We start from the raw sequence: 21,600 nt of genomic DNA, 5'->3' as shown, positions 1-21,600 counted from the left end.
GATTTTCCCGCCGGGACGGGCTCGAGCCCGTCCCGGCGGGAAAATCGCGGCCGAGGAGAACAGGATGCCCCAGCTCTTCTTCACGGATCTTTCGACGCTGCGGCAGTCTGTTACGGTTGATGGCGTCGTCCACAGGCTGTCGGTGGATGAAGTCGCAGCCGCCGAGAAGCTGAACCTCGTGGACGGCATGCCGTTCATTCTTGGCGATGACGACAGCTACGATCACGACCTGAACCGGTTCTTTCGAGCTTGCCCCACGTTGGGGGTTCGTTCGCCCAACAGCTTGCGCGCCTATGGTTGGGATATCCTGATCTGGATGCGCTTTCTTGCCGAGCGCCGAGACAACAGAGCCCTCTGGGCGGCTGATCGGCACGATGTCGCAGCCTTCCATGCGGCGCGACGTCTGGCGCTTCCTCCGGCGCGCATCTCGGCCGCGAGCTGGAACCGGTCGGTAGCAGCGCTCGACAAGCTTTACCGATGGGCTCTTGAAGAGGGAATGATCGCCAAATCGCCTTTCACCTATCGGCAATCATGGCGACGGACGAACGGCGGCGGGGCCATAGCGGTCGCTGCCAATGTTGCCACCGAGCGCGGCGCACGGACACGCGATATCCGGTTCCTTTCCCTGGATCGGTATCTCCTGTTTCGCGAGATCGGCTTGCGTGGTCGTCTTCCAGACGGGAGCGAGGATCCCACCTGGCAGGGCCGCAACAGCGAGCGCAATGCGTTGTTCGCCGAATTGCTCGTCACGACGGGCCTGCGGCTCCAGGAAGCGGCAAGTCTGCTCTGGATCGAGTTCCCGAGGACGGAGCCGGTCGGTGCATTGAGGAGCCGATCTTTCCGACTGGCGCCGGCCATTGCCAAGGGTAGCAAGGGGCGCGAGATCCGCTTGCCCGAGCGCGTGCTGAAGCGTCTGCATGAATACGCGGCGTTGGAACGGACCAATGTCCTCATGCGCCTTTCGCAACCGCGCAATAGGTCAATCGAACATCCGATCCGTGTCGTCAGCCACGATCGGGGAAGGCTCCTTCTGGAAAAGGACACAGTTCGAGCCAGTGTCGACGTGCTGGCGCCGCGCGAACGCAGCCGCTTGGTATGGGCGGAAACATCCGAACCATTGTGTCTTTGGCTGGCGGAAGGGGCGCGGCCCATGCCCCCGGCCGCTTGGGAGGTGGTCTTCCGGAGGGCAAGCGTACGGTGCAGGCGGTTCGGGATCGACCTCGACGTCACTCCGCACATGATGCGCCACACCTTTGCGGTTCATATGCTGTCGCTGCTCGTGCGTGAACAGATCGGATGGGTACTCGACGAACGCCGATCCCATATCGGCGCGGCGTACCGCCGCTTGATTGGCGATCCTCTTCTGAAGTTGCAGCGTTTGCTGGGCCATAGCCGCATCGAAAGCACTCACATCTACCTGGATTGCATGGAAGAAAGCCAGGAAATGATCGACGCTGCGGTCGAGGCCTGGGAACTGCGCGTTAATGCTGGTGGACCCCTGTGATGAAACGCGGTCGTCGTGCCACCTTCCCAGTTGGAATCGAATTGTTCGACACTCAAGAGGAAAATCCGCAAAATCCGCTCGTCTTCGTCCTTCGGACGGAAGATGCCGGGAGGATCGACGTCAATCTGTCTTCCTGGCCGCTGACGGCGCTGACCCATGAGGTTGCGCCATTCCTGCAGGAGTATCTCCACCGGATGGGGCCGGCACCACTCTGGAAAACCGCAGGCACCTTTATCCGCCGTCTGCGGCGGTTCTGGCTGTTCCTGGAAGGGGCGTCGGTAAAACCTCGTCGTCTCGACGACTTAACTCCGGCGGTAATCAATGCCTATGAGGACTGGCTGGAGCAGAACGGCGGCGAGCGACCCAATCAGCGCAATGTGCTCGGTGCTCTGATCGGGGTGCTGCGCGTCGCCGCCGAGCTCAATCCTGAAAGGCTTCCGCCCGAAACACTGTTGCGCCTGAAATACATCGGTCACGGCGAGCACGGCGTCTCAAAGCCGCGCGATGCCTACAGTGGGAGGATTGCCTCGACGTTGCTGCAGGCAGCGATGCGCCAGATCATCGAGGCTCGCGACCGGATAGCGACGGGCGAGGCTCTGCCTCCCCCACTTCTGGATGTAGGCCGTGATCCAGAATTGCGCCGTCGCTATGACCTAGTGGTCGAACAGATTGTGACGGCGGGAGTAGTCGCCGGGGAAGGCGCGCTGTTCGACAATCTGCGCTACCACGCTCATAGATGCGGGCTCGAGCCGCCTCCGGTCGAGGAACTGCATGCCGGCTTCCATCTGACCCGGTACGATGTCGTCGGCTTCCTCGTCTGGCTGTCCTTGACGACCGGCATGGAGATCGAAGCGCTGCGTGGGCTTGAGGCTGACTGCTTGCGCAATCCCAACCGGGGTTATGTCGAGATCGAGTATCGAAAGCGGCGCGCGCATCATGCCCAGTGGAAGCGCTTGCGTGTCCGCGATGGCGGACGGGAGACGCCCGGAGCCGTCCTGCGGCTGGCGATCAAGCTGACGGAAAAGGCTCGGCAGCACACTGGATCGAGCAAGCTCTGGATCACCTGGAAGCCGGGGCGCCTGTCGTCGCCGAAAAAGCTGGGGACCTGCGTGGCCGCGTTTGTCGAGAAGTACGGAATCGTCGATGACGCCGGAAAATCGCTGGCGCTCAATCTCTCCAGGCTGCGCAAGACCCAGAAGGCTGACTGGTATAAGCGGACCGGAGGGCAGTTGGAGAACTTTGCCGTCGGCCACACGGTAGCGGTGGCGGCCAACCATTATGCCGACATCCCCGCCCTTCGGCATCTGCATGAGCAGACGATAGTCGAGGCACTGACCGACGCGATGGCGCCGGCTCTGCGACCTTGGATCGTTGTGCCCGCGGATGAAGCCCGGCTGCGAACCTCAGCCGACGCGACCGGGCTGCCGGTGCCGTCGGAAAAGATCGGCCCGCTCCTGGACGGAGAGCAGGATCTTTGGCTGGCGGCGTGCAGCAACTTCCGCGTCAGCCCTTTCGGTCGGGAAGGCGAAGCCTGTCCGACGCCGTTCTGGGGGTGCCTGGAATGCTCCAACGCGGTCATTACCGCACGGAAACTACCGGCGCTGATCGCGTTCCAGGCGTTCATGGACGAGCTGCGGGAGGCGTTGCCTTCTGGCGACTGGAACGAGAAATTCGATCGGCCATACCGCAGGATCACGGAGCAAATTCTGCCGATGTTCCCGTCCTCCGTCGTCGGAGGCGCACGGGTTGAGGCGGCAGAATCCTCGGCGCGGTTGCTCTATCTTCCGCCGGAGGCTTACGGCTCATGACCACTACCTCTCCTTTGAACGATGAGCGTGCCGTCTCACGCCTCAGGGTCGATGACGACATCGTTTTGGCTTCGATGCCTCTCAGGGATGGTACCGACCGAGCGGCGCTCTCGCGGTTCGGCGATGATGTCTGGGATATGGCGCCGGCGATGTTCAACATGGCCAGAAAGGCCTTTCGAACGGTCGACTTCGGCGTGATCCCCTGCGCGGCAGAGCGGTTGCTTGCGAAGGAATACATCTATGCCTGGATGAATGAACGGCGCGCCGACGGTGAGCCGCGGTTGCGGCCAGTCTCCGGCCATACTGCGCTTGCGACGCTGCGCCGGTTCCTGGACTTCGTGCGCTCGCGGATCGGCAAGCTCGATCTGGCAAACGTCGATCAGGATTTGATCGATGCATACGCGACCCATCACCGGGCGCGGCCGATCACGCCGGGGCGCGTGGGTGTGTGCCTCAGGCCCATCGTCCAGCTTCATCGCCTGGCGCCCTATCTGACGTGCGGTGGCATCACCTTCACCCCGTGGCGCGGCCGACCGGTCTATCGGGCAACCGGCCAGGGAACGCGCTGTTCGGAAAACCGGACCGCGCGCATCCCGGAGCCGGTCATCGGCGCAATGCTGCGATGGGCCTTGAAATATGTCGAGCACCTCTGCGACGACATCTTCACTGCCCGGGCTGAAGCCGATGCACTGAACAGCCGGTTCGCAGCACGCTCGCGCGCCCGCCACACGCGGCCCGCGGTAATGCTGGCCTCCTGGATCGACAAGCGTCGCGAGGAAGGAAGAGGCATTCCTGTCTGGGAAAGACCTCTTTCGATCGGGGGGCTGACCGGCAGATTGTCGCGGGGCGGCAGGTTTGATGGCGAGGTCATCAATCTGAAGCTCCTGACGATGCAATGCGGGCTGCATCTCACCACCGTCCACAAAGATCCGGCCCTGTTGTCGATGGTTCATGATGCTGTCGACGAGCTTGGGTTCGAGGTGGGCGGGATGGACACGCCGATCTCCCCGGATCCCGACACGGGGCGACCGTGGCGGGAGCGCTTCGATGCCATCAGCCTGGCGCGGGAAGAACGGCACCTGCAGACGGCCGCCTATATCGTGTGTTGCTATCTGACGGGCATGCGCGACGGTGAGGTGCAGTCGCTGCGATCCGGCTGCCTGAAACGGAATCTCGACCGGGACGGGCGAACAGAAAGGCTGGCGATCGAGGGCGTGACCTGGAAGGATCGCGGCGCTCGCGGCGAACAGGTCGAATGGATCACCATCGAGGCCGCCGTCCAGGCGATCCGGGTTGCCGAGCGTCTTTCGGAACGATTCCGCCGGAATGCGGGGACAGAGCGGCTATGGCTTGCCCTTGACGACCGCGAGACGAACAATGCCGAGACGCCGATACTCATCGCCAAGAAGATCAACCAATTCCGAGAACATCTCGATGAGCGATATGGCGCGGACGATAGTCCTGTGATCCCCCGAGTGGGAGAAGACGTCTGGCGCTTCAACACCCGTCAGTTCAGGCGAACGCTGGCCTGGTACATCGCGAACCGGCCCTTCGGGGTTGTCGCCGGCAAAATCCAGTACAAGCACGCCTCCGTGGCCATGTTCAACGGCTATGCCGGCTCGTCCGCATCCGGCTTCAGGCAGGAGGTCGAACAGGAACTGGCGCTCGGACAACTCGACGACATCATCGACTACTTCGAAAACCATCGACGCGGTCACGGTCCAGGCGGACCCGCCGGTAAACGCGTCGGCGTGGAACTGGAGCGGGTCGGCCGCGAACTCGGCCCGCTTCCGGGGCAACTGGCCGATCGCAAGCGCCTGAAGGCGATGCTGGCGCATCTGGCGCGCACGCTGCATGTCGGATATCTGAACGACTGCTTCTTCGACCCATTGACGGCGCTCTGCCTGCGGGAGTCTGAGAAACCTTCAGCCTCGGTGCCGGTCCTGTCGCGATGCGCGCCCGACCGATGTCCCAACGCCTGCCTCGTCGAGCGACATCTCCCGCCATGGGAAGCCTCCATTGCACAGGCGGAGGATCTTCTCGTCGACAAGCGTCTCTCCCCGCTGCAACGCGAAGCGCTGCGCCTGGACAACGACAGAAAACGCAGGCTCATCGCGCCGTTGAAGGAACGCACATCATGAAGCCGGTCAGTGCAGCCACGGAACAGGCGCTTCGTGAGGCGATGGCGCGCCTCCTTTATGGGTGCCCCCGCGTGGCTGATGGCAGGCTGACGGTTGTGAATCTGGCCATCGAGGCAGGTGTCAGTCGCGCGACCGCGAACCGCGCTTCCGAGGTGCTGGAAGCCTTCCGCCATGCAGTTGCCGAGTCGAGAGCCCGGCGCAACGCGACGGATCGGCCGGCGGGGACGGCCCGGGCCGAACAGGAGCGGCGCGCCGTCGAAACCGTGCTCGCCCAGCATCGTCAAGTCCGCGCGCTGTGCCAGCTTATGGAACGGCGGCGCGATAACCGCACCGCCGACGTCATACCGATCATCGGCAGGAAACGCCCTTGACGCCGATTGTGCTCACCCGGCGCAGCAGGAGAGTTTGGCGATGTCCTTGCCGAACGAAAGTGCTGCGAGCTTCAGCCCCTCGACCGTGGTGAGGTAAGGAAAGATCGTGTCCGCGAGGTCATCGACGGTGAGACCCTGGCGGATCGCGAGAGCCGCGGTCTGAATGCTGTCGGCACCTTCCGGCGCGAGGATGTGGGCGCCGAGCAAACGACCGCCAGCAGCATCGGCCACGAGCTTGATAAGCCCACGAGTGTCGCGGGCGGCGAGTGCGCGCGGCACCTGATCGAGACCGATCGTCGAAACGCGGATCTCATGCCCGGCCGCACGCGCCGCCGCCTCGGTGAGACCTACGCTTGCGACCTGCGGATCGGTGAAGACGATAGCGGGCATGGCGCTGTTATCGTAGCGCAGGCTGTCGCCATTGAGGGCGTTCTTGGCGGCGAGCTTGGCGCCATAGGCGGCCATGTAGACGAACTGGTCGCGGCCGGTGACGTCGCCGGCGGCATAGACGCCAGCCTTGGTCGTGCGCATGCGGTCGTCGACCACGATGCCGCCCTTCGCCGAGACGGTGATCCCGTGCTCGGCCAGCCCAAGGCCTTCGATGTTGGGCGTGCGGCCCGTGGTGATCAGCACCTGATCGGCGTCGATCTGGACATCGTGACCGTCACGCGTGACGGTCAGTGACGCTCGGCCCTCGGTTTTGCGGATCGCGCGGTAAGCGATGCCGGAGATAACGGTGATGCCTTCATCCTCGAAATACCCCGTGAGCGCCGCGCCGATCTCGGGCTCGGCCTCGGGGAGCAGTCGGGACCGGCAGACGAGGGTCACCTTGACGCCGGCACGGGCGAACATCTGGGCGAGCTCCGCGCCGATATAACCGCCGCCGATCACCAGCAGCGATCGCGGCAGTTCCTCGAGGTCGAGCGCCGTCGTACTGGTGAGATACGGTACGGTCTCGAGGCCAGGAATAGCAGGAACTGCCGGCCGCGCGCCGGTTGCGATAATGATCTTGCCAGCGGCAATACGCGCGCCGTCAACTTCGACACCGCCGTCGAGGAGGCGAGCCGGCCCGTCGCGATAGGCGATACCATTGTACGCGGGGAGCAGGTCCGCGTATTTGGCCTGGCGCAGCCCAGACACGAGCGTGTCCTTCTGACGAACGGTTCCGCGCCAGTCTGTCAGTTCGGCTTCAGCAGTAATGCCGGCAAAACGTGCCGCCACGCGAGCGTTATGAAGCGTCTCGGCCGCGCGGATCAGGGTCTTCGACGGCACGCAGCCGACATTGACGCAGGTGCCGCCGATGGTGCCACTGCCGATGAGCGCCACCTGTGCGCCCTGATCGGCGGCCGTGATCGAGGCCGAGAAGCCGGCCGAGCCGGCGCCGATGACGACGAGATCGTAAGCGCCTCCATTGCGACCGTTTGTGCGCAAGGGTCGGTTGGCGACCACCAGGCTCTTCGACGCCACATCGAGACCAGCGAGGCTCGGCCCGAACAGAGCACGGCCGGCTTCCAGTCCTTCCTCGATCGACAGCCGGAAACCTGGCTCGTCGGTGGAACGTTCGTCGCGCCAGGCGGAAAGATGCTCGTCCGAGCAGAAAAAAGCGGTCGTCGCGCAGAGCGAGCTCGCGGCGCAGCCGCCTTCATAACGGACGCTCTGCCACATGACGGCCGACTGTGGCTCGACGTCGGCGAGTGCCCGCCCTCGGTCCTGCGTGGTGATCCGGATCAGTGCGCCGCAATGGCCGCAGGGCGAGGCGATCGCGGTGTCGCGATCGGTCATGGCACCGATGCCCAGCGCGTCGACCGCGCACATTGCATTCAGCGTGCGTCCGTCCAGAGTGACCCGATGGCCGGTGTTATGATCGCTGAACGGATAGGCGCCGACGATCAGCTCGCCATCGAGAACGACGAGGTCGCGCCGGCGGAGCTCGTCGAGCAGTGGCCGGATGACCATCTCACTGAGTTTTGTACGCTCCGCAAGCGCGCTTATGGTCGGGGCACCCCCGTGGTCGGCGTAGAGTCGGAGCAACGCAACACGCACCCTGTCGGTGGCGGGATCGTAACCGCTCCAGCGATTGAGCACGTGGTCGGACCCGACCATCGCCTGCAGAGCGTTCTTGACCACAGGCGACGTGACCGCCGACCAATCCGGAAACGTTACGCCCGGTCGAACGGCAAAGCTCGCCAGTGTCGCGGGCTGAGAAACGGCCGGGTTGTCCCGGGAGGAGGTTGCACAGCAATCGTTCATGGCTTCACGCCTTCCTTGCGAATCTTCGTCTCATAGGCCGTGGCTCTTGCCCGGCGATGATGGGGCCCCCACGCGCCGAAGCCGAAGCCCGCGACGATCAGGGGAAGCACCACTGCACCCACACCTGTCAGCCACGTGCCAAGACCCGCCAGAGACAGGCCGACGGCGAGGAGCGGCGCCGCGCAGCAGATCGCGGCGAGGACGGCGCCAACGGCACCTGCGCGGATTACGGCGCGATCAGTCATCTAGCTGCCTTGCTGCGTCGGGTGGGCCGGATAACCAGCATTCATGCTGGCGGCTGCGATGGCATCGGTGCTCGTCTTAGCGTCGTCGAAGGTCACGGTCGCGGACTTCGCCTCGAAGGAGACGGTCACCTTCGCGACACCGGGGATTGCCGCCATCGTGGTCTTCACGATGTAGGGGCACGAGGCGCAGGTCATGTTGTCGACGGCAAACGTCACAGTGCGTTCGGCGGCGAAGGCGGCAGGCGCAGTCATCACCGACGCGATCAAAGTGAAAGCGCTCAAACTCTTCCTCATGGGGTAGTCTCCTCTTGGTGTCAGGCGGAAAGCAGCAGCGGCGCGACGTAGTCGAAGGCGAAAGCAGCGGCGACGAGTACGGTCGCGAACCAGAGCGCGATCTGAACGAGGCGGCTGGGGACGGCGCGCGTGCAGGCAGCCCCATCGGCACAGGCCTGTCGCGGCTTCCAGTAGACAAGGTAGAAGCCGTAGCCGAGCATGCCCGCCGTTGCGGCGACAAACAGTGGCTTGTAGGGCGCAAGCGCCGTCAGATTGCCGATCCAGGCGCCGCCGATGCCGAGGCTGAACAGGACGAGCGGAATGATGCAACAGGACGAGGCGGCGATGGCGCCGAGTATGCCGCCGACGGCGACCAGGCGCTGTCGCCCGGCCTCGCTTCGCTCTGGCGTCGTCAGGTTTGCCGCAGTCGGTGCAACGTCTGCTGGTCCGTGTCGGGATGCATTCATGTTCGACCTCGCTCTTCTTGTCGAAAACCTATCCAGGCGCTAATGTGCGGTCTGTAGCAACTACAGGGTCAAGGGGTATTTTTGGATGCGCGATCACGCTGGCGTGAAAGGCCTCAAGCGCGCCGAACTCGCACAGCGCACAGGGTGCAATCTGGAGACGGTCCGCTATTACGAGAAGGTCGGCCTCCTGCCGGAGCCGCCGCGCACGGCGAGCGGCTATCGCAGCTACGACAGCACCCACGAGCGACGGCTTCGCTTCGTCTTGCGGGCGCGCGAGCTCGGCTTCTCCCTCGATGAAGTCCGTGAACTGCTGCGCCTCGTCGACGAGCGCGACCAGCCCTGCGCCGAGGCAAGCGCCGTTGCCGCCGCGCATCTCGACGACGTGCGTGAAAAGATCGCCGACCTGAAACGCATGGAGCGAGTGCTGAAGGACGTGGTGGCCCAATGCACAGAAGGCAATCGGCGGGAATGTCCGCTGATCGAGACGCTGTTCCGGGAGCCGGCGAGCTCAGCGAAATGCCAGTGAGACAGCTTGACTGTTCAGATAAACGCCGTGGGTGCCGTCCCCGGCCTGGAACACGACGATCACGACCATCAGCGTGGTGGCGAGGCTGGCGGCGAAAGCGGTGGCATCTGCGTAGGACATGGGTTCCGGCTCCTGTCTTTGGAGGCGGGGGACCATCCCCCGCGCGACAGGCGCCCGAAGTGTCTGACCGGATCTGCAATCACCCTCGGGCGTTCGGATTCTTTCCGAATCCCCGAGGGCGGCACGCGCGCGTAAGCCGACCCCACCGGGGTTGAATGCAAAGAGACGGTCGGACCAAGGTTAGCGAATGGAAGCGGGGGATGGTGCTTTGCGTCGAGCCGGTGCCGGAAACCCGTCGCAGATGCTTTGCTGCGCCAGCCTCGTTGCCGGCGGATATTCAGGGTGTGTTTCAGGCCGGGGACGGAACCCGTTGCCCCCACAACACCAAGGAGTTGGCGCAATGGTGAAGCTCGAACTCGATCCATCGCTGCTTGTGCAGCGATACCCGATAGCCCCGTGTGCAAGGTTCGGCTTTCAGGGCCGGTCAGTCCCAGAACCCATCGGCGATTTCGCGGGCGATCATGGCGCGGGCCTTCATCATCACATCGTCGCCGGAGGTGTCGATATGACCGAAAAAGCGCGTCCGGGCGCCATGGGCCGTCCAGTCGGCATAGCGGCAGTATTCGCGGGCATCGAGCCGGAAGGCGCGCATGTCCTCGGCCCAATGCGGTTTCGGTTCCACGATGACGGTGACGCCGTTGCGGGTTTCCTCCCAGGGAAGCGAGCGCTCCGATGGCGGATTGCGGCGGTCATCGGCGAAGATTTCATCGACCGTCATCATGATGCGCCCCCATCTTCGGCCTTCTCGACAAAGCCGGCAGGATCGTCGGGATCCGGCGGCAGATAGGCGTCATAGGGGTTGCCGCTTGCGAGATGGCCGAACGGCGTGAAGACGTAATCACCCCCGTCGCGGCCGACCGCGCACAGGACATAGCGTGTCTCACGGGTCGCGGCGTCGAGGCATTCCATAAGGGCGAGATTGCCGTCATCGGCAGCACGAAGCAGAGTGTCGAAGTTCGTTCGAACGGGATCGGGAATGGCCATTGTGTTCTCCTGAAACGAAGAAGGCCCGCCGTCACGGGACAAGCGGGCCGGATGAACGGGATCGGCGATGGTCACGCGGCAGCTCGACCCTCGACGGCATCGGCGCCTGCCTCGTCGGCGGTGATCTCCTCGAGGCGCGCGCGGCTGTAGCCGTTCCTGGCTAGCCAGAGTTCGGCCGCCTCGTGGTTCTCCGCGAGGTGCAGCAATTCGACGTTCTCTCCGACATCCTGCACAACACGGACCTGACCGATCTTCGGGCGTTCGACAACCCGGAAGCTCAGATCGCTGTCGATGCCGTAGCTGCGCATGATGGTGATGAGGATGATGCCGCCTTCGCCGAAATCACCCTCATGCAGGGTGAAGGACGGCGGCGTCGTGTAGGTCGGGCGCTCGCGGCCCGGTTCCTTGCGCACGAGGCGACCGGCCCCGTTGCGGGATTTCCACGCGGCGAGCTTCTTGGTGAAACGTGCGGGCGGTTTCGGCTGGCCGTCGCTATAGGCCACGAGCGAGCCGAGAGGCGCAATGTCGAAAATGAGGGAAGCGGACATGATCTTGCTCCTGAAACGAAAGCGGCCCGGCGAGATGCCGGGCCTTCAGATGGAAGGGATGGAATGCGGGGCGGCGGAGGCCGCCCCGCTGCTGCGCGTCACTCGGCGGCGACGAGGGCCTCTGGATCGTCGGCGGCCTCGGCCGTGTCCTCATGGCCACCGGCGAGGAAGTCGGGCAGCGCCACGCTGTCCTCGTCCTGATCGGTCGCGCCATCCACGGCCTGCGCCTCGATGGCGGGGCGCAGCGGCTCCGGCAGCCAGCCGGTATCGGCCAGGAGCCGTTCGGCCTCCTTCGCCATATCGCCCTTCTTGAGATGCGCGATGAGATCGGCCGCGCGATCGCCGGCGCCCTCGCGCACCGCCTCGATGATGCGGGTCTTGGTCACGCGACCCAGGTAGTTCTCGACCGTGGGCCTCCAGCCCGCTTCGACGAGATCGAGGCCGGTGGCCTGTGCCAGCCGTTCGGCCTCGGCCATGCGGCGGTCGAGACCGTGCTGCGAGATGCCATTCCCCGAATAGGGGTTGGGCCGCTCGTAAAGCGCGTTGACCCCGAAACTGACGCAATGGGCGAGCAGCGCCAGGCGGCTGGCATCGTCGAGACCGTCGATCCAGTCCCAGAGCCGGTCGTCATCGCCAGCGGGGATGTCGCCCCGCCAGGCGTCCGCGCGCTCGTCGATCATCTTCGCGGCGGCGCTGTCAGCGAGCCCGGTCGCATCCGTGGGAAGATAGATGTGACGCACGGCGGCATAGAGGCTGGTTCCCGAGGTGGCGGTGCGCTCGAAAGTATCGAGAACCAGCTTGTGCAGCAGCGCCGTCATGGCGACGCGCGGATTCTCGGCAAGCGCATTGCGCAACGCCAGCGTCCGCCAGGCGGTCAGGTCGGTCACCAGCCGCTCGGGCAGCGGCTTGACGGCATCGTCCTCCTCTTCATCGCCGTCCGGGACCGGCTCGCCGCCGACGGTGATAACCGCGCGCTGCACCGCATCGGGATCGGACGGGTCGGCACCTTCGCCCGCATCCTCACCATCGACGCTCTCGGGTTGTTCGTCCTCGGGGCGGACATAACCGGGACTGACGATCAACTCGCCATCGCGGTCGATGCTGACGAAAACACCGGCACGGGCGATGTCTTCCGGCGCGAAGGTGACGGGCCGGTTCTCGAAGCCTTCCAACTCGGCTTCGATCTCCCCGAGCCGCTGGTCGATCTCATCGGGCAGGTCGTCGGCTTCTGCATACTGCGCTTCGAGTTCGTCATACTCGTCGCGCAGCGCCTCGCGGGCGGTGCGCTCCTCGTCGGTCAGCTCCTGGGTCACACCGACCAGCCTGCGCAGGCCGTTGGCGTAGCCGTAGGGAAGTTCGACTGCCGCGTCGATCCACTTCCAGCCCTGTCCGGCGATCTCGTCGGCGACAGTGCGCAGCTTATCGTCAACCAGGCGGTCGAGCAGCGTGACGTCCTGCAACCAACCGCCGTTCTCGTCGGAGAAGAGATCGCGCAGCACCGGGCCGCCCGCCGCCTCATAGGCGTCGATGCCGATGAAGCGGGCGCGCTTGTCGGCAGCCGGAACCGTGGTCTCGGTCAGCAGGCTGCGGATGTGCCAGGGCTCTTTCTGCCACGACGTGCTGATCCGCTCCCAGACCTGCTGCTGGCGCTCGTGGTCGGGATTGACGGTGAAGGCTTCCAGCATCGCCAGCGTCATCTCATTCCGCGCATAGGCGTCGTGCAGCGCCGGCGCGACCGTCGCGAGACGAAGGCGCTGCATGATGTAGCGCGGCGTGGTCCGCCAGGCGTCGGCGATCTCCTCCTTCGACATGCCCATGTCGAACATCCGCTTGAACGCCTTGAACTGGTCGAGCGGATGCAGGGCGAGGCGCAGCAGGTTCTCGGCCAGCGAGTCGTCGACTGCCGAGGTCTTGGCATCGGCCTTCTTGACGATGCAGGGGACGAGGCCATCGGCCGGGAAGCGACCGGCTTCGACGAGGCGCGCGATGGACCTGTAGCGGCGGCCGCCGGCCGGGGTCTCGAAATCGCCGGTCTCAACGCCGTCCGCGTCGAGGATGGCGCGAACGTTGAGGCCCTGCACGAGATCCTCGCGCCGGTCGATGTCATGGGTAAGTTCGTCCAGACCCGCCTCGACGTCAGCCTCGCGAACATTGCTGTCCGACAGCCTGATCCGGTTGAACGGAATGTCGCGCGCCCGTGAAAAGACGATCATCGGGGCGACGGGCTTCTTCCTGGCAGCTTTGGCCATGGTGATTTCTCCGCGACGGGCGGCCGGGAGCCACTCTCTCGACCTCCAACCCGTCACGAAGCGAAGCGCCGCCCTCTTCCTCTGAAGAGTGCGACGCCAGGCCACAAAGCCGGCAACCGGAAATCAGGATTCCCGGCTTTCCGTATCTGTGGATGTGCGGGTGAATGCCGCACCGGCGCGGTAGAGGGCTCGTTCCGCCGCCTGGATGCTGCCGGTTTCCCACGCAGCCTCCGCCCAGACCGAGATCGGGAAATCCCCGGTGAAGAGCAGATCCCGCTCGATCCCCATGCCGAAGGGCAACCGGACCCCACGCAGCTCTTCCAGGCTCCACGAGCCGAGTTCGGGGTAGCCGATATCGGCCAGGCCGAACATGATGTCGCCGCCCTGATCCAGCTCGGTGGCGAGCCAGACGCCCGCGCCGAAGGGGTTGAAGAATTTCACGACGGGGATGTGATCCCCGCCGCGCTGGCATCCATTGGCCAGAAGCCGGTCACGCTGTGTTCCGGTCAGGAGGATCATGCCGCGACCCTCCCGTCGATTGCAGCCGGATCCGGTTCCCCGGCATCTTCGGCCGGCAGATGCGCCAGCAGCCAGTCGGCCGCCTTACTGGCCTGTGAGGCCGCGCGGACAATGGCGCGGTTATCCTCGCGCAGCACCTCCAGCCAGGAGCCGATGTAGTCGGCATGGCGCACGGTCGGCACGATGCCGAGCGAGGCGCAGCAGAAGGCCGCGTTCATCTCAGCCACCAGCTCCTCGAAGGCGTATTTCTTCGTGCCGAAACTGCCCGAAAAATCCCGCCCCAGGCGCGAGGCATGGCCTGTGGCGTGACCCATCTCGTGGAGCGCCGTCCTGTGCCAGTTGATCGGTTCGAAATAGGCGGCCGGTGGCGGCACCTGGACATAGTCGAGCGCCGGAACATAGAAGGCGCGATCCCCGCCGATGCGGAAATCGATACCAGTGGCACAGATCAGCGCCTCGACCCTCGGCTCGATCATGCCTGGCGGTGGTGGTGGTGCCTCGACAGCGATGTCCTCGGGCAAGCCTTCGCATTGCGCCGCGTTGAACACGGTGAAACGCTTCAGGAACGGGACGCGTCCCGGTTCTTCACCGGTCTCGCGGACTCGGCGCTTCTCGTCTTCCGGGGTGAAGCGGTCGGCATAGACGACCGTCGTGCCGTGCTCGCCCTTACGGACATTGCCGCCGAGGGCTGCCGCCTGGCGATAGGTGAGCCAATGCTGGGTCGGATAGCCGTTCTGGACCACGGCACCCCAGAGGATCAGCACATTGATCCCGGAATACTGCCGCGAGGTCGCGGCGTTTCGCGGCATGGCAAGCGGCGCTTTCGCCGCAGTCCCCCAAGGCTGGACCCAGGGAAGCCGTCCTTCCTCCAGCTCGGCGATGATCTTGTCGGTGATGTCGTCATAGAGATTGCTGCGGGCGCCGCCTGGGCGAGCGCGGTCCTGTCTGGCCATCGGGATGATCTCCGCGACGGGCGCCGGAGGCCACTCCTCCAGCACTCAACCCGTCACGGAAAACCCGTCCGCACTCTCCCTCTCAGGGGGCGTTGCGGGGTCTCCCCGCTGAAGGGGGTGCGCCGGCAACGATAGTGCCGGCCAGGGGGAAGGCCTTCCCCCGTCAGGCCCACGGCAAGATGCGCGTTTATTCGCGGGAACAATAAAAAGAGCCCGCGCGAATGAAGAATCAGAAGCGAATAGCCGTCGCCGGTGTTGGCGTCTGCCGGTATGATGAGGTGAGTTTGGCGCTCAGGCTTGGAAAACTAATGACGCAGCATGACCAGCACATCGCCACGTGGCGGGATGCTTTTCGCGACGAGACAACGGGCATCCACAGAACCATTCAGGATCTGCTCTGGAACTACGCCGCCTTTCGCACGACGGTTCGGATCGTCCGTCTTGCAAATGAGAAGAGAGGCTCGAGACCCCCGCTTAACCAGATGATGTTCAATCTCGTTTCCGAGGGATACTGGTCAAGCCTGCTTCTCGGCACTCGCCGACTTCTCGATAAGGCCCCGATCAATGGCCCCAAGGGAGTTTACTCGATCCGATCTGTCGTCAACGACGTGAAAGCGAGCCAAAACTGGTTGACCAGGAGAATCTACGTCGAGAAAGTGCTTGACGCGCAATACGATCTCGATCGCCTGCATCAAGAACAACATGACCACCTCGTCGCCGCGAATGGGCGTCCGGTGTGGGGTGATCCAGAGCTCATGAAAAGTCAGGCCGCGCATCGGCATTTCGATGTTTTGAGCGGCGTGTCTCCATCAGGGCGTAACCCGAGCGATCTGATCTCAGCCACGGTATTGGAGAAGATCGAAACTCGGCTCGCCAGCCTTGATCGAATTGCCGAGCACGTTAACTCGCATGTTGCTCATGCCGGGAACAAGCAAAGTCGGCAGGACAGGGAGCTTGGTGATTTCGACATTCGCGATGCCGAAAAGACTCTCAGGCAGTTGAAGGAAATCGCGGATCTGGTCGGAGTGTGGTTCGCCAACGAAGGCGGTGCGGGCCTCGCCACATATCTCGGTGACCAATTCGAGGGCCTCGATCATGCGGTCGTAGACAGCGCCGACCTTGCCGACCTTTTAGAGCAATGGCGATTGATCGATAGAGAAATCGCAGAATGGTCGATCCGGCCAGAAGATTTGTGACCCCCGAGAGGCAGGCCGATTCGTTGGTTCGAACCGATACCGCCTTCTGTCAAAGCCACCGGCTTTACCGAAAATCCCGCGCCTTCACCCTGATACCGCCGGCCCCCGGCCCCTGCTGCCCGTCCGTCGCCACCTCGCGCTGCACGACAGTCGCCAGATCCCGCGACAGATCGACGATCCGATGGGCGACGAGATGCACGACCTCGCCCTCGCGCTGAACGCGGCCCCGCACGGCGATCATGCTCGATGAGAGAATGACCCGGCGATAGCGCTCGAAAATCTTCTGCCAGACGACGAGATTGGCGATGCCGGTCTCGTCCTCGAGCGTGATGAACATGACGCCATTGGCCGAACCGGGGCGTTGGCGCACCAGCACGATCCCGGCAGCCTCCAGCCAGCGCTGATCACGGGCCGCCATCGCCTCGGCGCAGGTGACGATCCGGCGCCTCGCCAGGTCCTCGCGCAGGAAGGAGACCGGATGGCGACGCAGCGACAGGCCGATATGCCCATAATCCTCGACCACCTCGCGGCCAGCAGGCATCGCTCTGAGCGCGATCGCCGGCTCGTCGAGTTCCGGAACGGTCCGTCCCTCGCGCTCCGAGGCGGCGGCGAAGAGCGGCAGTTCCTCGTCGCGCAGCCCCTTGATGGCCCATTGCGCCTCGCGCCGGGCCAGACCGAACGCCGGGCGGAATCCGTCGGCCGCCGCGATCTGATCGAGCGCCGCCACGGGTACACCCGCCCGCCGCCAGAGATCGTCGACCGAGGTGAACATCTCATCGCCCTGGGCCGCGACGATGGCGGCGGCATGGGCATTGGCGAGACCCTTGACCATCCGCAGCCCGAGGCGGACGGCGAATCGGCTTTCGTCTCCGGTCGGCTCCAGCGTGCAGTCCCAGCGGGAGGCATTGATGCAGACCGGGCGGACCTCCACTTCATGCTCGCGCGCGTCGCGCACAATCTGGGCCGGCGCATAAAAGCCCATGGGCTGGGCGTTGAGGAGCGCAGCGCAGAAGACATCCGGGTGCCAGCATTTGAGCCAGGCCGAGGCATAGGCGATCAGCGCAAAGCTCGCCGCATGGCTTTCCGGAAAACCATAGGAGCCGAAGCCTTCGAGCTGCTGGAAGGTCCGCTCCGCGAAGTCCTGCTCGTAGCCACGCTCGATCATCCCCGAGATCAGCCGGTCGCGGAACTTCGAGACCCCGCCGGTATGCTTGAAGGTCGCCATGCTCTTGCGCAGGAGATCGGCCTCGCCAGCGGTGAAGCCCGCGCATTCGATGGCAACGCGCATCGCCTGTTCCTGGAACAGCGGCACGCCGAGCGTCTTGCCCAGCACCTTCTCCAGCTCGGGCCGGGGATAGTCGACCTCTTCCAGACCCTCGCGCCGGCGCAGATAGGGATGAACCATATCGCCCTGGATCGGCCCCGGCCGCACGATCGCGACCTGCACCACCAGGTCGTAATAGGTCCGGGGCTTCAGGCGCGGCAGCATGGACATCTGCGCCCGGCTCTCGATCTGGAAGGTGCCGAGTGTGTCGGCCTTGCGGATCATCGCATAGGTGCGCGGATCCTCGGCCGGGATCGACGCCAGATCGAGGCGGATATCCTTGTGCTCGGCCAGCAGGTCCAGCCCCCGGCGCATGCAGCTCAGCATGCCGAGCGCCAGGACATCGACCTTCATGAAGCGCAGCGCGTCGATATCGTCCTTGTCCCATTCGATGATCTGGCGCCCCTCCATCGCCGCGGGCTCGATGGGGACGAGATCGTCGAGCCGGTCGTGGGTCAGCACGAAACCGCCCGGATGCTGCGACAGATGCCGCGGCGCGCCGCGAAGCTGGGCGGCCAGTTCGAGCGTCAGGCGCAATCGGCGATCTTGCGGGTTGAGATTGAGATCGCGGAGCTGCTGCTCGGTCACACCGGCCTCGGACCAGCCCCAGAGCTGGCCGGACAGCGTCTGGATCAGGTCTTCGGGAAGCCCCAGGGCCTTGCCGACGTCCCGCAGCGCGCCCTTGGAGCGGTAGCGGATGACGGTGGCGGTTAGCGCGGCGCGCTCGCGGCCGTAATGCTCATAGACCCACTGGATCACCTCCTCGCGCCGCTCATGCTCGAAATCCACGTCGATGTCCGGCGGCTCCCGGCGCTCCTCGGAGACGAAACGCTCGAAGAGGAGATCGTTGCGGCCGGGATCGATCGCGGTGATACCGAGCACATAGCAGACGGCCGAGTTCGCGGCCGATCCGCGCCCCTGGCAGAGGATGCCGCGCGACCGGGCGAAGCGGACAATGCTGTTCACCGTCAGGAAGTAGGGCGCGTAGTCGAGCTTGCCGATCAGGGCCAGCTCATGCTTCAGCGCCGCTGTCACCTCGTCGGGGACACCCTCGGGATAGCGGCTCGCCGCGCCCTCCCAGGTCAGCCGCTCCAGGGTCTCCTGCGGGGTCAGCGCCGGATCGTCGCGCTCTTCGGGATATTGATAGCGCAGCTCGTCGAGCGAGAAGCGGCAGCGATCCGCGATCTCACGCGTCCGGGCCAAAGCCTCGGGCCAGCGCGCGAAGAGCCGGTGCATTTCGGCAGGCGGCTTCAGATAGCGGTCGGCATGGCGATCGCGCCGGGTGCCGAGCGCATCGACGGTGAGATTGTGCCGGATCGCGGTGACGACATCCTGCAGGATGCGGCGTCCGGGCTCATGGAAGAGCACGTCATTGGTCACGACGGTGGGCACACCTAGGCCCGCAGCGAGCGTCGACAGCTCCCAGAGGCGCATCTGGTCATTGGGCCGCCGGCGCAGCGTCAGGCCGAGATAGGCGCGATCGCCAAAGGCATCGCGCAGGCGCCGCAGCCGCAGACCGCAGGTCTCGTCGGCGAGGTCCGGCGCCAGGACCACGATCAACCCCTCGCCATAGGCGACCAGATCGTCCCATTCGAGATGACAGCGCGCCTTGCCCGCCCTCCCCTTGCCCAGCGACAGCAATCGGCAAAGCCGTGAATAGGCCGCCCGGTCGGTCGGATAGACCAGCACCGACATGCCGCAGGCAAGATCGAGGCGGCAGCCGACGATCAGCCGCACCCCCGCCTCCTTCGCCGCCTCATGGGCGCGCACGATGCCGGCCAGCGTGTTGCGATCGGTCACGGCGAGCGCCTCGATCCCCATCGCGGCCGCCGCGGCGAACAGCTCCTCGGCCGAGGACGCGCCGCGCAGGAAGGAGAAATGCGACGTCACCTGCAATTCGGCGTAAGCGGGCGCGCTCATCCGAATATCCCGTGCAGGAACCAGCGATGCGAGCCGGTGGCCGCATCCTCGCCATCGCCGGAGCGGAAGATCCAGAAGCGTTCGCCGGCATCGTCCTCGACCCGGAAATAGTCCCGCACAGCGATGAGCTCGGCATCGCGTTTCCACCATTCCCCGAAGATGCGCTCGGGGCCGTCGGCCCGGCGAACACGGCGGCGCACGCCCTTCCAGGAGAACCAGTTCGGAGGATGGTCCGGCAGCAGCGCCATGGTCTCGATCGGCTCCGGCTGGGAGAGCAGCCGCGAGGGGCGCGGCCAATGGTCCGGCCAGCCTGCGCCCGTATCCTCGGCAAGCGCCGGCAGGCGGCGGACCGAGCGTTCGGGCACATCGCTCGCCACCGGGGCGAAGCGATAGACCGCCCGCGCGCCGACCCGGTTCGCCAGCGTGTCGATCAGGCCGGAGAGATCCGGCGCCCCCTCTTCGATCAGGCTGCTGGCCGCCTGTTTCAGGGCCAGCGGTTCGGCCAGGGTGGCGGTCAGCGACATGATCTCGACGCCGAAGCCTGGCGCGATCGTCTCGATCTTGTCGCAGAGAAGCCGGGTCAGGCGCGCGGGATTCCGCACCGGCATGGCCAGACCGATGCGCACCGTCTCGACCCGGTTGTCGACGCGGTAGCAGAGCAGGTCGAGACGGCGCGCGCCAAGACCCCGCCCTTCGAGCGCCTCGCAGAGCGCCATGACCAGCTTGCGAATATAGCGCGCGATGGTCTCGGCGGCGCCTATGGGTTCGGCGAAGACGCGGCGGACGGAGACCAGCTCCTCCAGTCGGATCGGCTCGATGGGTTCGGCGACCGCACCCAGGGCCTGATCGAGACGCCGGCAGAGCTCCGGGCCGAAGCGCCGGGTCAGGGGCGCACGGGGCTGCCCGATCAGGTCGCCGATGCGGACAAAGCCCAGGTCATTCAACCCCACCGCGATCGCGGGCGGCAGGCGCAGTGCTTGCAGCGGCAGCGGCGCGAGGACCGGGACGGTTTCGCCGGGAGGGGCGACAAACAGCGGATCGGCCGCGTAGCGCGCCAGCGCATGGGCCGCGCCCCAGCTATCGGCAATGGCGGCGCGGGCGGTGACGCCGGACATGACAAGCCGACCGGTCAGCACCTCCAGCATGGCCGCCTCACCGCCATGCAGATGGTCGGCGCCGGTCGCGTCGATGACGATCCCGTCCGGCGCGTCGGCGGCGACGATAGGTGAGAAGCGTTGCAGCACCCAGAGCGCGAGGCGTTCGAGGCTGTCCAGGTCGGCCCGCGGGTCGGCGGGCTCGATGTGGAGGCCGGGCACCATCGCCTGGGCCTTGGTGACAGGCATTCCGGCGCGCAGGCCGAGCGCCTGCGCGGCCGGATCGGCCGCCGTCACCACCCGGCGGTTCTTCTCCTTTCCGGCGATGACCAGCGGCGCCTCACCGGGCGGCGCTGCGTCGCCCGCCTTCCGCCGCAACCGGTCTGTCGGCCAGTTCGGCAGGAAGACAGAGATGACCCGAGCCATCGCACGCCTCCAGTTCGATATCGAGACATTCGCCCGCCCGCGCCCGGATCAACTCAACGAGCCAGCGCGGCCGTCCAACACCGGGAACCGGAAGGGGCGCGGACGGCAGCGCCGAGATCCGCCAGCGGGTCATCGCCGCCGTCGGCTGCCCGAAATCGCTCGCCTCCGCCTGCCGCCGCCAGCGGCGCAACGCGATGCAGATCGTCGCCGAACCTTTCGCGGCCAGATGCAGCCGCCGCGAGGCGGGCATCGGCAGGCGCGCGACGTCACCGACGACCGCCCCCAGCCCGCCATGCCGCAGCCCTTCCTCCATACAGGCGAGAGTCGCCTTGTCGTCCCCGGCTTCGACGAAGATCACCCGGCCGGGCGGCAATCCGGCCTGCTCCAGCCCCGGTGCGAAGAGATCCTGGAGCGCCACGCACCAGAGCACCTGGCCGGCGGTGCGGGCGGCGATCCCGGCGGTGAAACAGGCGGCAGCCGCGCCATCCACCGCCCCGTTGCCGCCTCCGGCGACTTCATGGAGGCATCCGAGCGCCAGTCCGCCACCGGGCAGCTTGCGATCCAGCGGCGCGATCCCGAAGGGCAGCACCTCGTGCGGACGCACGCCATCGCCTTCGAGCCGCGCGATGCGCGCCCGAAGTTCGGCAATGGCTGGGCTGTCGGCACGGCTGGGCATATGAGG

Annotated in this window: 20 protein-coding genes; 6 read left to right on the top strand and 14 right to left on the bottom strand. The window is 65.5% G+C overall.

Features of this window, described 5'->3' with window-relative positions; all coding sequences use genetic code 11:
- Positions 1 to 64: 64 nt before the first annotated feature.
- Genes OANT_RS16380 through OANT_RS16365 form a run of 4 tightly spaced genes read left to right on the top strand, consistent with a single transcriptional unit; the run spans position 65 to position 5,824 of the window.
- On the top strand, positions 65 to 1,504 hold the full coding sequence (locus OANT_RS16380; protein ID WP_012092607.1) for a tyrosine-type recombinase/integrase: 1,440 nt from the start codon (positions 65 to 67) through the stop codon (positions 1,502 to 1,504).
- Positions 1,504 to 3,312 (top strand): site-specific integrase, encoded by a 1,809-nt coding sequence (locus OANT_RS16375; protein WP_012092606.1) that lies wholly within the window; start codon positions 1,504 to 1,506, stop codon positions 3,310 to 3,312. Before OANT_RS16380 ends, OANT_RS16375 begins: the two co-directional genes overlap by 1 nt.
- Entirely contained in the window at positions 3,309 to 5,453 is a 2,145-nt protein-coding gene (locus tag OANT_RS16370; protein WP_012092605.1) for a hypothetical protein, read from the top strand. The genes OANT_RS16375 and OANT_RS16370 overlap by 4 nt, the downstream gene beginning before the upstream one ends.
- Entirely contained in the window at positions 5,450 to 5,824 is a 375-nt protein-coding gene (locus tag OANT_RS16365) for a hypothetical protein (protein ID WP_012092604.1), read from the top strand. The genes OANT_RS16370 and OANT_RS16365 overlap by 4 nt, the downstream gene beginning before the upstream one ends.
- A gap of 12 nt (positions 5,825 to 5,836) precedes the next feature.
- On the opposite strand, the gene merBA is transcribed toward OANT_RS16365, so the two are convergent.
- The 4 genes from merBA to OANT_RS16345 are packed head-to-tail and all read right to left on the bottom strand — an operon-like array spanning position 5,837 to position 9,059.
- Positions 5,837 to 8,074, bottom strand: coding sequence for a bifunctional organomercurial lyase/mercury(II) reductase MerBA (gene merBA, locus OANT_RS16360; protein WP_012092603.1), 2,238 nt, complete (start codon positions 8,072 to 8,074; stop codon positions 5,837 to 5,839).
- Positions 8,071 to 8,319, bottom strand: a complete 249-nt coding sequence (locus OANT_RS16355) for a hypothetical protein (protein WP_012092602.1) — start codon at positions 8,317 to 8,319, stop codon at positions 8,071 to 8,073. Before OANT_RS16355 ends, merBA begins: the two co-directional genes overlap by 4 nt.
- Entirely contained in the window at positions 8,320 to 8,613 is a 294-nt protein-coding gene (locus tag OANT_RS16350; protein WP_012092601.1) for a heavy-metal-associated domain-containing protein, read from the bottom strand.
- A 20-nt stretch (positions 8,614 to 8,633) separates the two neighbouring features.
- Positions 8,634 to 9,059 carry a mercuric transporter MerT family protein gene (locus OANT_RS16345; protein WP_012092600.1) on the bottom strand — a complete coding sequence of 142 codons (426 nt, stop codon included), beginning with the start codon at positions 9,057 to 9,059 and terminating at the stop codon, positions 8,634 to 8,636.
- Positions 9,060 to 9,144: 85 nt separating this feature from the next.
- On the opposite strand from OANT_RS16345, the gene OANT_RS16340 reads away from it, so the two are divergent.
- Positions 9,145 to 9,585, top strand: a complete 441-nt coding sequence (locus OANT_RS16340) for a MerR family transcriptional regulator (protein ID WP_012092599.1) — start codon at positions 9,145 to 9,147, stop codon at positions 9,583 to 9,585.
- Here OANT_RS16340 and OANT_RS26930 read toward each other — a convergent pair.
- The 7 genes from OANT_RS26930 to OANT_RS16310 form a co-directional block, all read right to left on the bottom strand.
- A complete protein-coding gene (locus tag OANT_RS26930) occupies positions 9,568 to 9,705 on the bottom strand; it encodes a hypothetical protein (RefSeq protein WP_166436082.1) in 138 nt (45 codons plus the stop codon). The two genes, OANT_RS16340 and OANT_RS26930, sit on opposite strands and share 18 nt — an antisense overlap.
- A 424-nt stretch (positions 9,706 to 10,129) precedes the next feature.
- Positions 10,130 to 10,426 (bottom strand): hypothetical protein, encoded by a 297-nt coding sequence (locus OANT_RS16335; protein WP_012092597.1) that lies wholly within the window; start codon positions 10,424 to 10,426, stop codon positions 10,130 to 10,132.
- Positions 10,423 to 10,689: a DUF6117 family protein gene (locus OANT_RS16330; protein WP_012092596.1), complete on the bottom strand. Its 267-nt coding sequence runs from the start codon at positions 10,687 to 10,689 to the stop codon at positions 10,423 to 10,425. Before OANT_RS16330 ends, OANT_RS16335 begins: the two co-directional genes overlap by 4 nt.
- 71 nt (positions 10,690 to 10,760) lie before the next feature.
- A complete protein-coding gene (locus OANT_RS16325) occupies positions 10,761 to 11,237 on the bottom strand; it encodes a UCP036055 family protein (protein WP_012092595.1) in 477 nt (158 codons plus the stop codon).
- A 98-nt stretch (positions 11,238 to 11,335) separates the two neighbouring features.
- Positions 11,336 to 13,486: a ParB/RepB/Spo0J family partition protein gene (locus OANT_RS16320; protein ID WP_012092594.1), complete on the bottom strand. Its 2,151-nt coding sequence runs from the start codon at positions 13,484 to 13,486 to the stop codon at positions 11,336 to 11,338.
- Between the two features lie 123 nt (positions 13,487 to 13,609).
- Positions 13,610 to 14,005 (bottom strand): DUF2958 domain-containing protein, encoded by a 396-nt coding sequence (locus OANT_RS16315; protein WP_012092593.1) that lies wholly within the window; start codon positions 14,003 to 14,005, stop codon positions 13,610 to 13,612.
- Complete coding sequence (locus OANT_RS16310; protein WP_012092592.1) at positions 14,002 to 14,958, bottom strand: ArdC family protein; 957 nt, start codon at positions 14,956 to 14,958, stop codon at positions 14,002 to 14,004. Before OANT_RS16310 ends, OANT_RS16315 begins: the two co-directional genes overlap by 4 nt.
- Before the next feature lie 221 nt (positions 14,959 to 15,179).
- Between OANT_RS16310 and OANT_RS16305 the strand changes: the two genes are divergently transcribed.
- Positions 15,180 to 16,154, top strand: coding sequence for an AbiU2 domain-containing protein (locus tag OANT_RS16305; RefSeq protein ID WP_012092591.1), 975 nt, complete (start codon positions 15,180 to 15,182; stop codon positions 16,152 to 16,154).
- 64 nt (positions 16,155 to 16,218) lie between these two features.
- Here the strand turns inward: OANT_RS16305 and OANT_RS16300 are convergent, their stop codons facing one another.
- From OANT_RS16300 to OANT_RS16290, 3 genes are read right to left on the bottom strand one after another with little or no spacing between them, the layout of a single operon-like run.
- The gene (locus tag OANT_RS16300) at positions 16,219 to 19,398 is read right to left on the bottom strand and encodes an error-prone DNA polymerase (RefSeq protein WP_012092590.1); all 3,180 of its coding nucleotides are present in this window, start codon (positions 19,396 to 19,398) and stop codon (positions 16,219 to 16,221) included.
- Positions 19,395 to 20,918, bottom strand: coding sequence for a Y-family DNA polymerase (locus OANT_RS16295; RefSeq protein WP_012092589.1), 1,524 nt, complete (start codon positions 20,916 to 20,918; stop codon positions 19,395 to 19,397). The genes OANT_RS16300 and OANT_RS16295 overlap by 4 nt, the downstream gene beginning before the upstream one ends.
- Positions 20,833 to 21,594, bottom strand: coding sequence for an ImuA family protein (locus OANT_RS16290; RefSeq protein WP_012092588.1), 762 nt, complete (start codon positions 21,592 to 21,594; stop codon positions 20,833 to 20,835). Before OANT_RS16290 ends, OANT_RS16295 begins: the two co-directional genes overlap by 86 nt.
- Positions 21,595 to 21,600: the final 6 nt, after the last annotated feature.

The organism is Brucella anthropi ATCC 49188, from assembly GCF_000017405.1.
Taxonomy (GTDB): domain Bacteria; phylum Pseudomonadota; class Alphaproteobacteria; order Rhizobiales; family Rhizobiaceae; genus Brucella; species Brucella anthropi.
This window is presented reverse-complemented; position numbering and strand designations above follow the sequence as displayed.

What these genes read in the sequence shown, in the direction of transcription:
- OANT_RS16380 (WP_012092607.1), top strand. Translation starts at nt 65, where the DNA reads ATGCCCCAGCTCTTCTTCACGGATCTTTCGACGCTGCGGCAGTCTGTT.
- OANT_RS16375 (WP_012092606.1), top strand. Translation starts at nt 1,504, where the DNA reads ATGAAACGCGGTCGTCGTGCCACCTTCCCAGTTGGAATCGAATTGTTC.
- OANT_RS16370 (WP_012092605.1), top strand. Translation starts at nt 3,309, where the DNA reads ATGACCACTACCTCTCCTTTGAACGATGAGCGTGCCGTCTCACGCCTC.
- OANT_RS16365 (WP_012092604.1), top strand. Translation starts at nt 5,450, where the DNA reads ATGAAGCCGGTCAGTGCAGCCACGGAACAGGCGCTTCGTGAGGCGATG.
- merBA (WP_012092603.1), bottom strand. Translation starts at nt 8,074, where the DNA reads ATGAACGATTGCTGTGCAACCTCCTCCCGGGACAACCCGGCCGTTTCT.
- OANT_RS16355 (WP_012092602.1), bottom strand. Translation starts at nt 8,319, where the DNA reads ATGACTGATCGCGCCGTAATCCGCGCAGGTGCCGTTGGCGCCGTCCTC.
- OANT_RS16350 (WP_012092601.1), bottom strand. Translation starts at nt 8,613, where the DNA reads ATGAGGAAGAGTTTGAGCGCTTTCACTTTGATCGCGTCGGTGATGACT.
- OANT_RS16345 (WP_012092600.1), bottom strand. Translation starts at nt 9,059, where the DNA reads ATGAATGCATCCCGACACGGACCAGCAGACGTTGCACCGACTGCGGCA.
- OANT_RS16340 (WP_012092599.1), top strand. Translation starts at nt 9,145, where the DNA reads ATGCGCGATCACGCTGGCGTGAAAGGCCTCAAGCGCGCCGAACTCGCA.
- OANT_RS26930 (WP_166436082.1), bottom strand. Translation starts at nt 9,705, where the DNA reads ATGTCCTACGCAGATGCCACCGCTTTCGCCGCCAGCCTCGCCACCACG.
- OANT_RS16335 (WP_012092597.1), bottom strand. Translation starts at nt 10,426, where the DNA reads ATGATGACGGTCGATGAAATCTTCGCCGATGACCGCCGCAATCCGCCA.
- OANT_RS16330 (WP_012092596.1), bottom strand. Translation starts at nt 10,689, where the DNA reads ATGGCCATTCCCGATCCCGTTCGAACGAACTTCGACACTCTGCTTCGT.
- OANT_RS16325 (WP_012092595.1), bottom strand. Translation starts at nt 11,237, where the DNA reads ATGTCCGCTTCCCTCATTTTCGACATTGCGCCTCTCGGCTCGCTCGTG.
- OANT_RS16320 (WP_012092594.1), bottom strand. Translation starts at nt 13,486, where the DNA reads ATGGCCAAAGCTGCCAGGAAGAAGCCCGTCGCCCCGATGATCGTCTTT.
- OANT_RS16315 (WP_012092593.1), bottom strand. Translation starts at nt 14,005, where the DNA reads ATGATCCTCCTGACCGGAACACAGCGTGACCGGCTTCTGGCCAATGGA.
- OANT_RS16310 (WP_012092592.1), bottom strand. Translation starts at nt 14,958, where the DNA reads ATGGCCAGACAGGACCGCGCTCGCCCAGGCGGCGCCCGCAGCAATCTC.
- OANT_RS16305 (WP_012092591.1), top strand. Translation starts at nt 15,180, where the DNA reads ATGAAGAATCAGAAGCGAATAGCCGTCGCCGGTGTTGGCGTCTGCCGG.
- OANT_RS16300 (WP_012092590.1), bottom strand. Translation starts at nt 19,398, where the DNA reads ATGAGCGCGCCCGCTTACGCCGAATTGCAGGTGACGTCGCATTTCTCC.
- OANT_RS16295 (WP_012092589.1), bottom strand. Translation starts at nt 20,918, where the DNA reads ATGGCTCGGGTCATCTCTGTCTTCCTGCCGAACTGGCCGACAGACCGG.
- OANT_RS16290 (WP_012092588.1), bottom strand. Translation starts at nt 21,594, where the DNA reads ATGCCCAGCCGTGCCGACAGCCCAGCCATTGCCGAACTTCGGGCGCGC.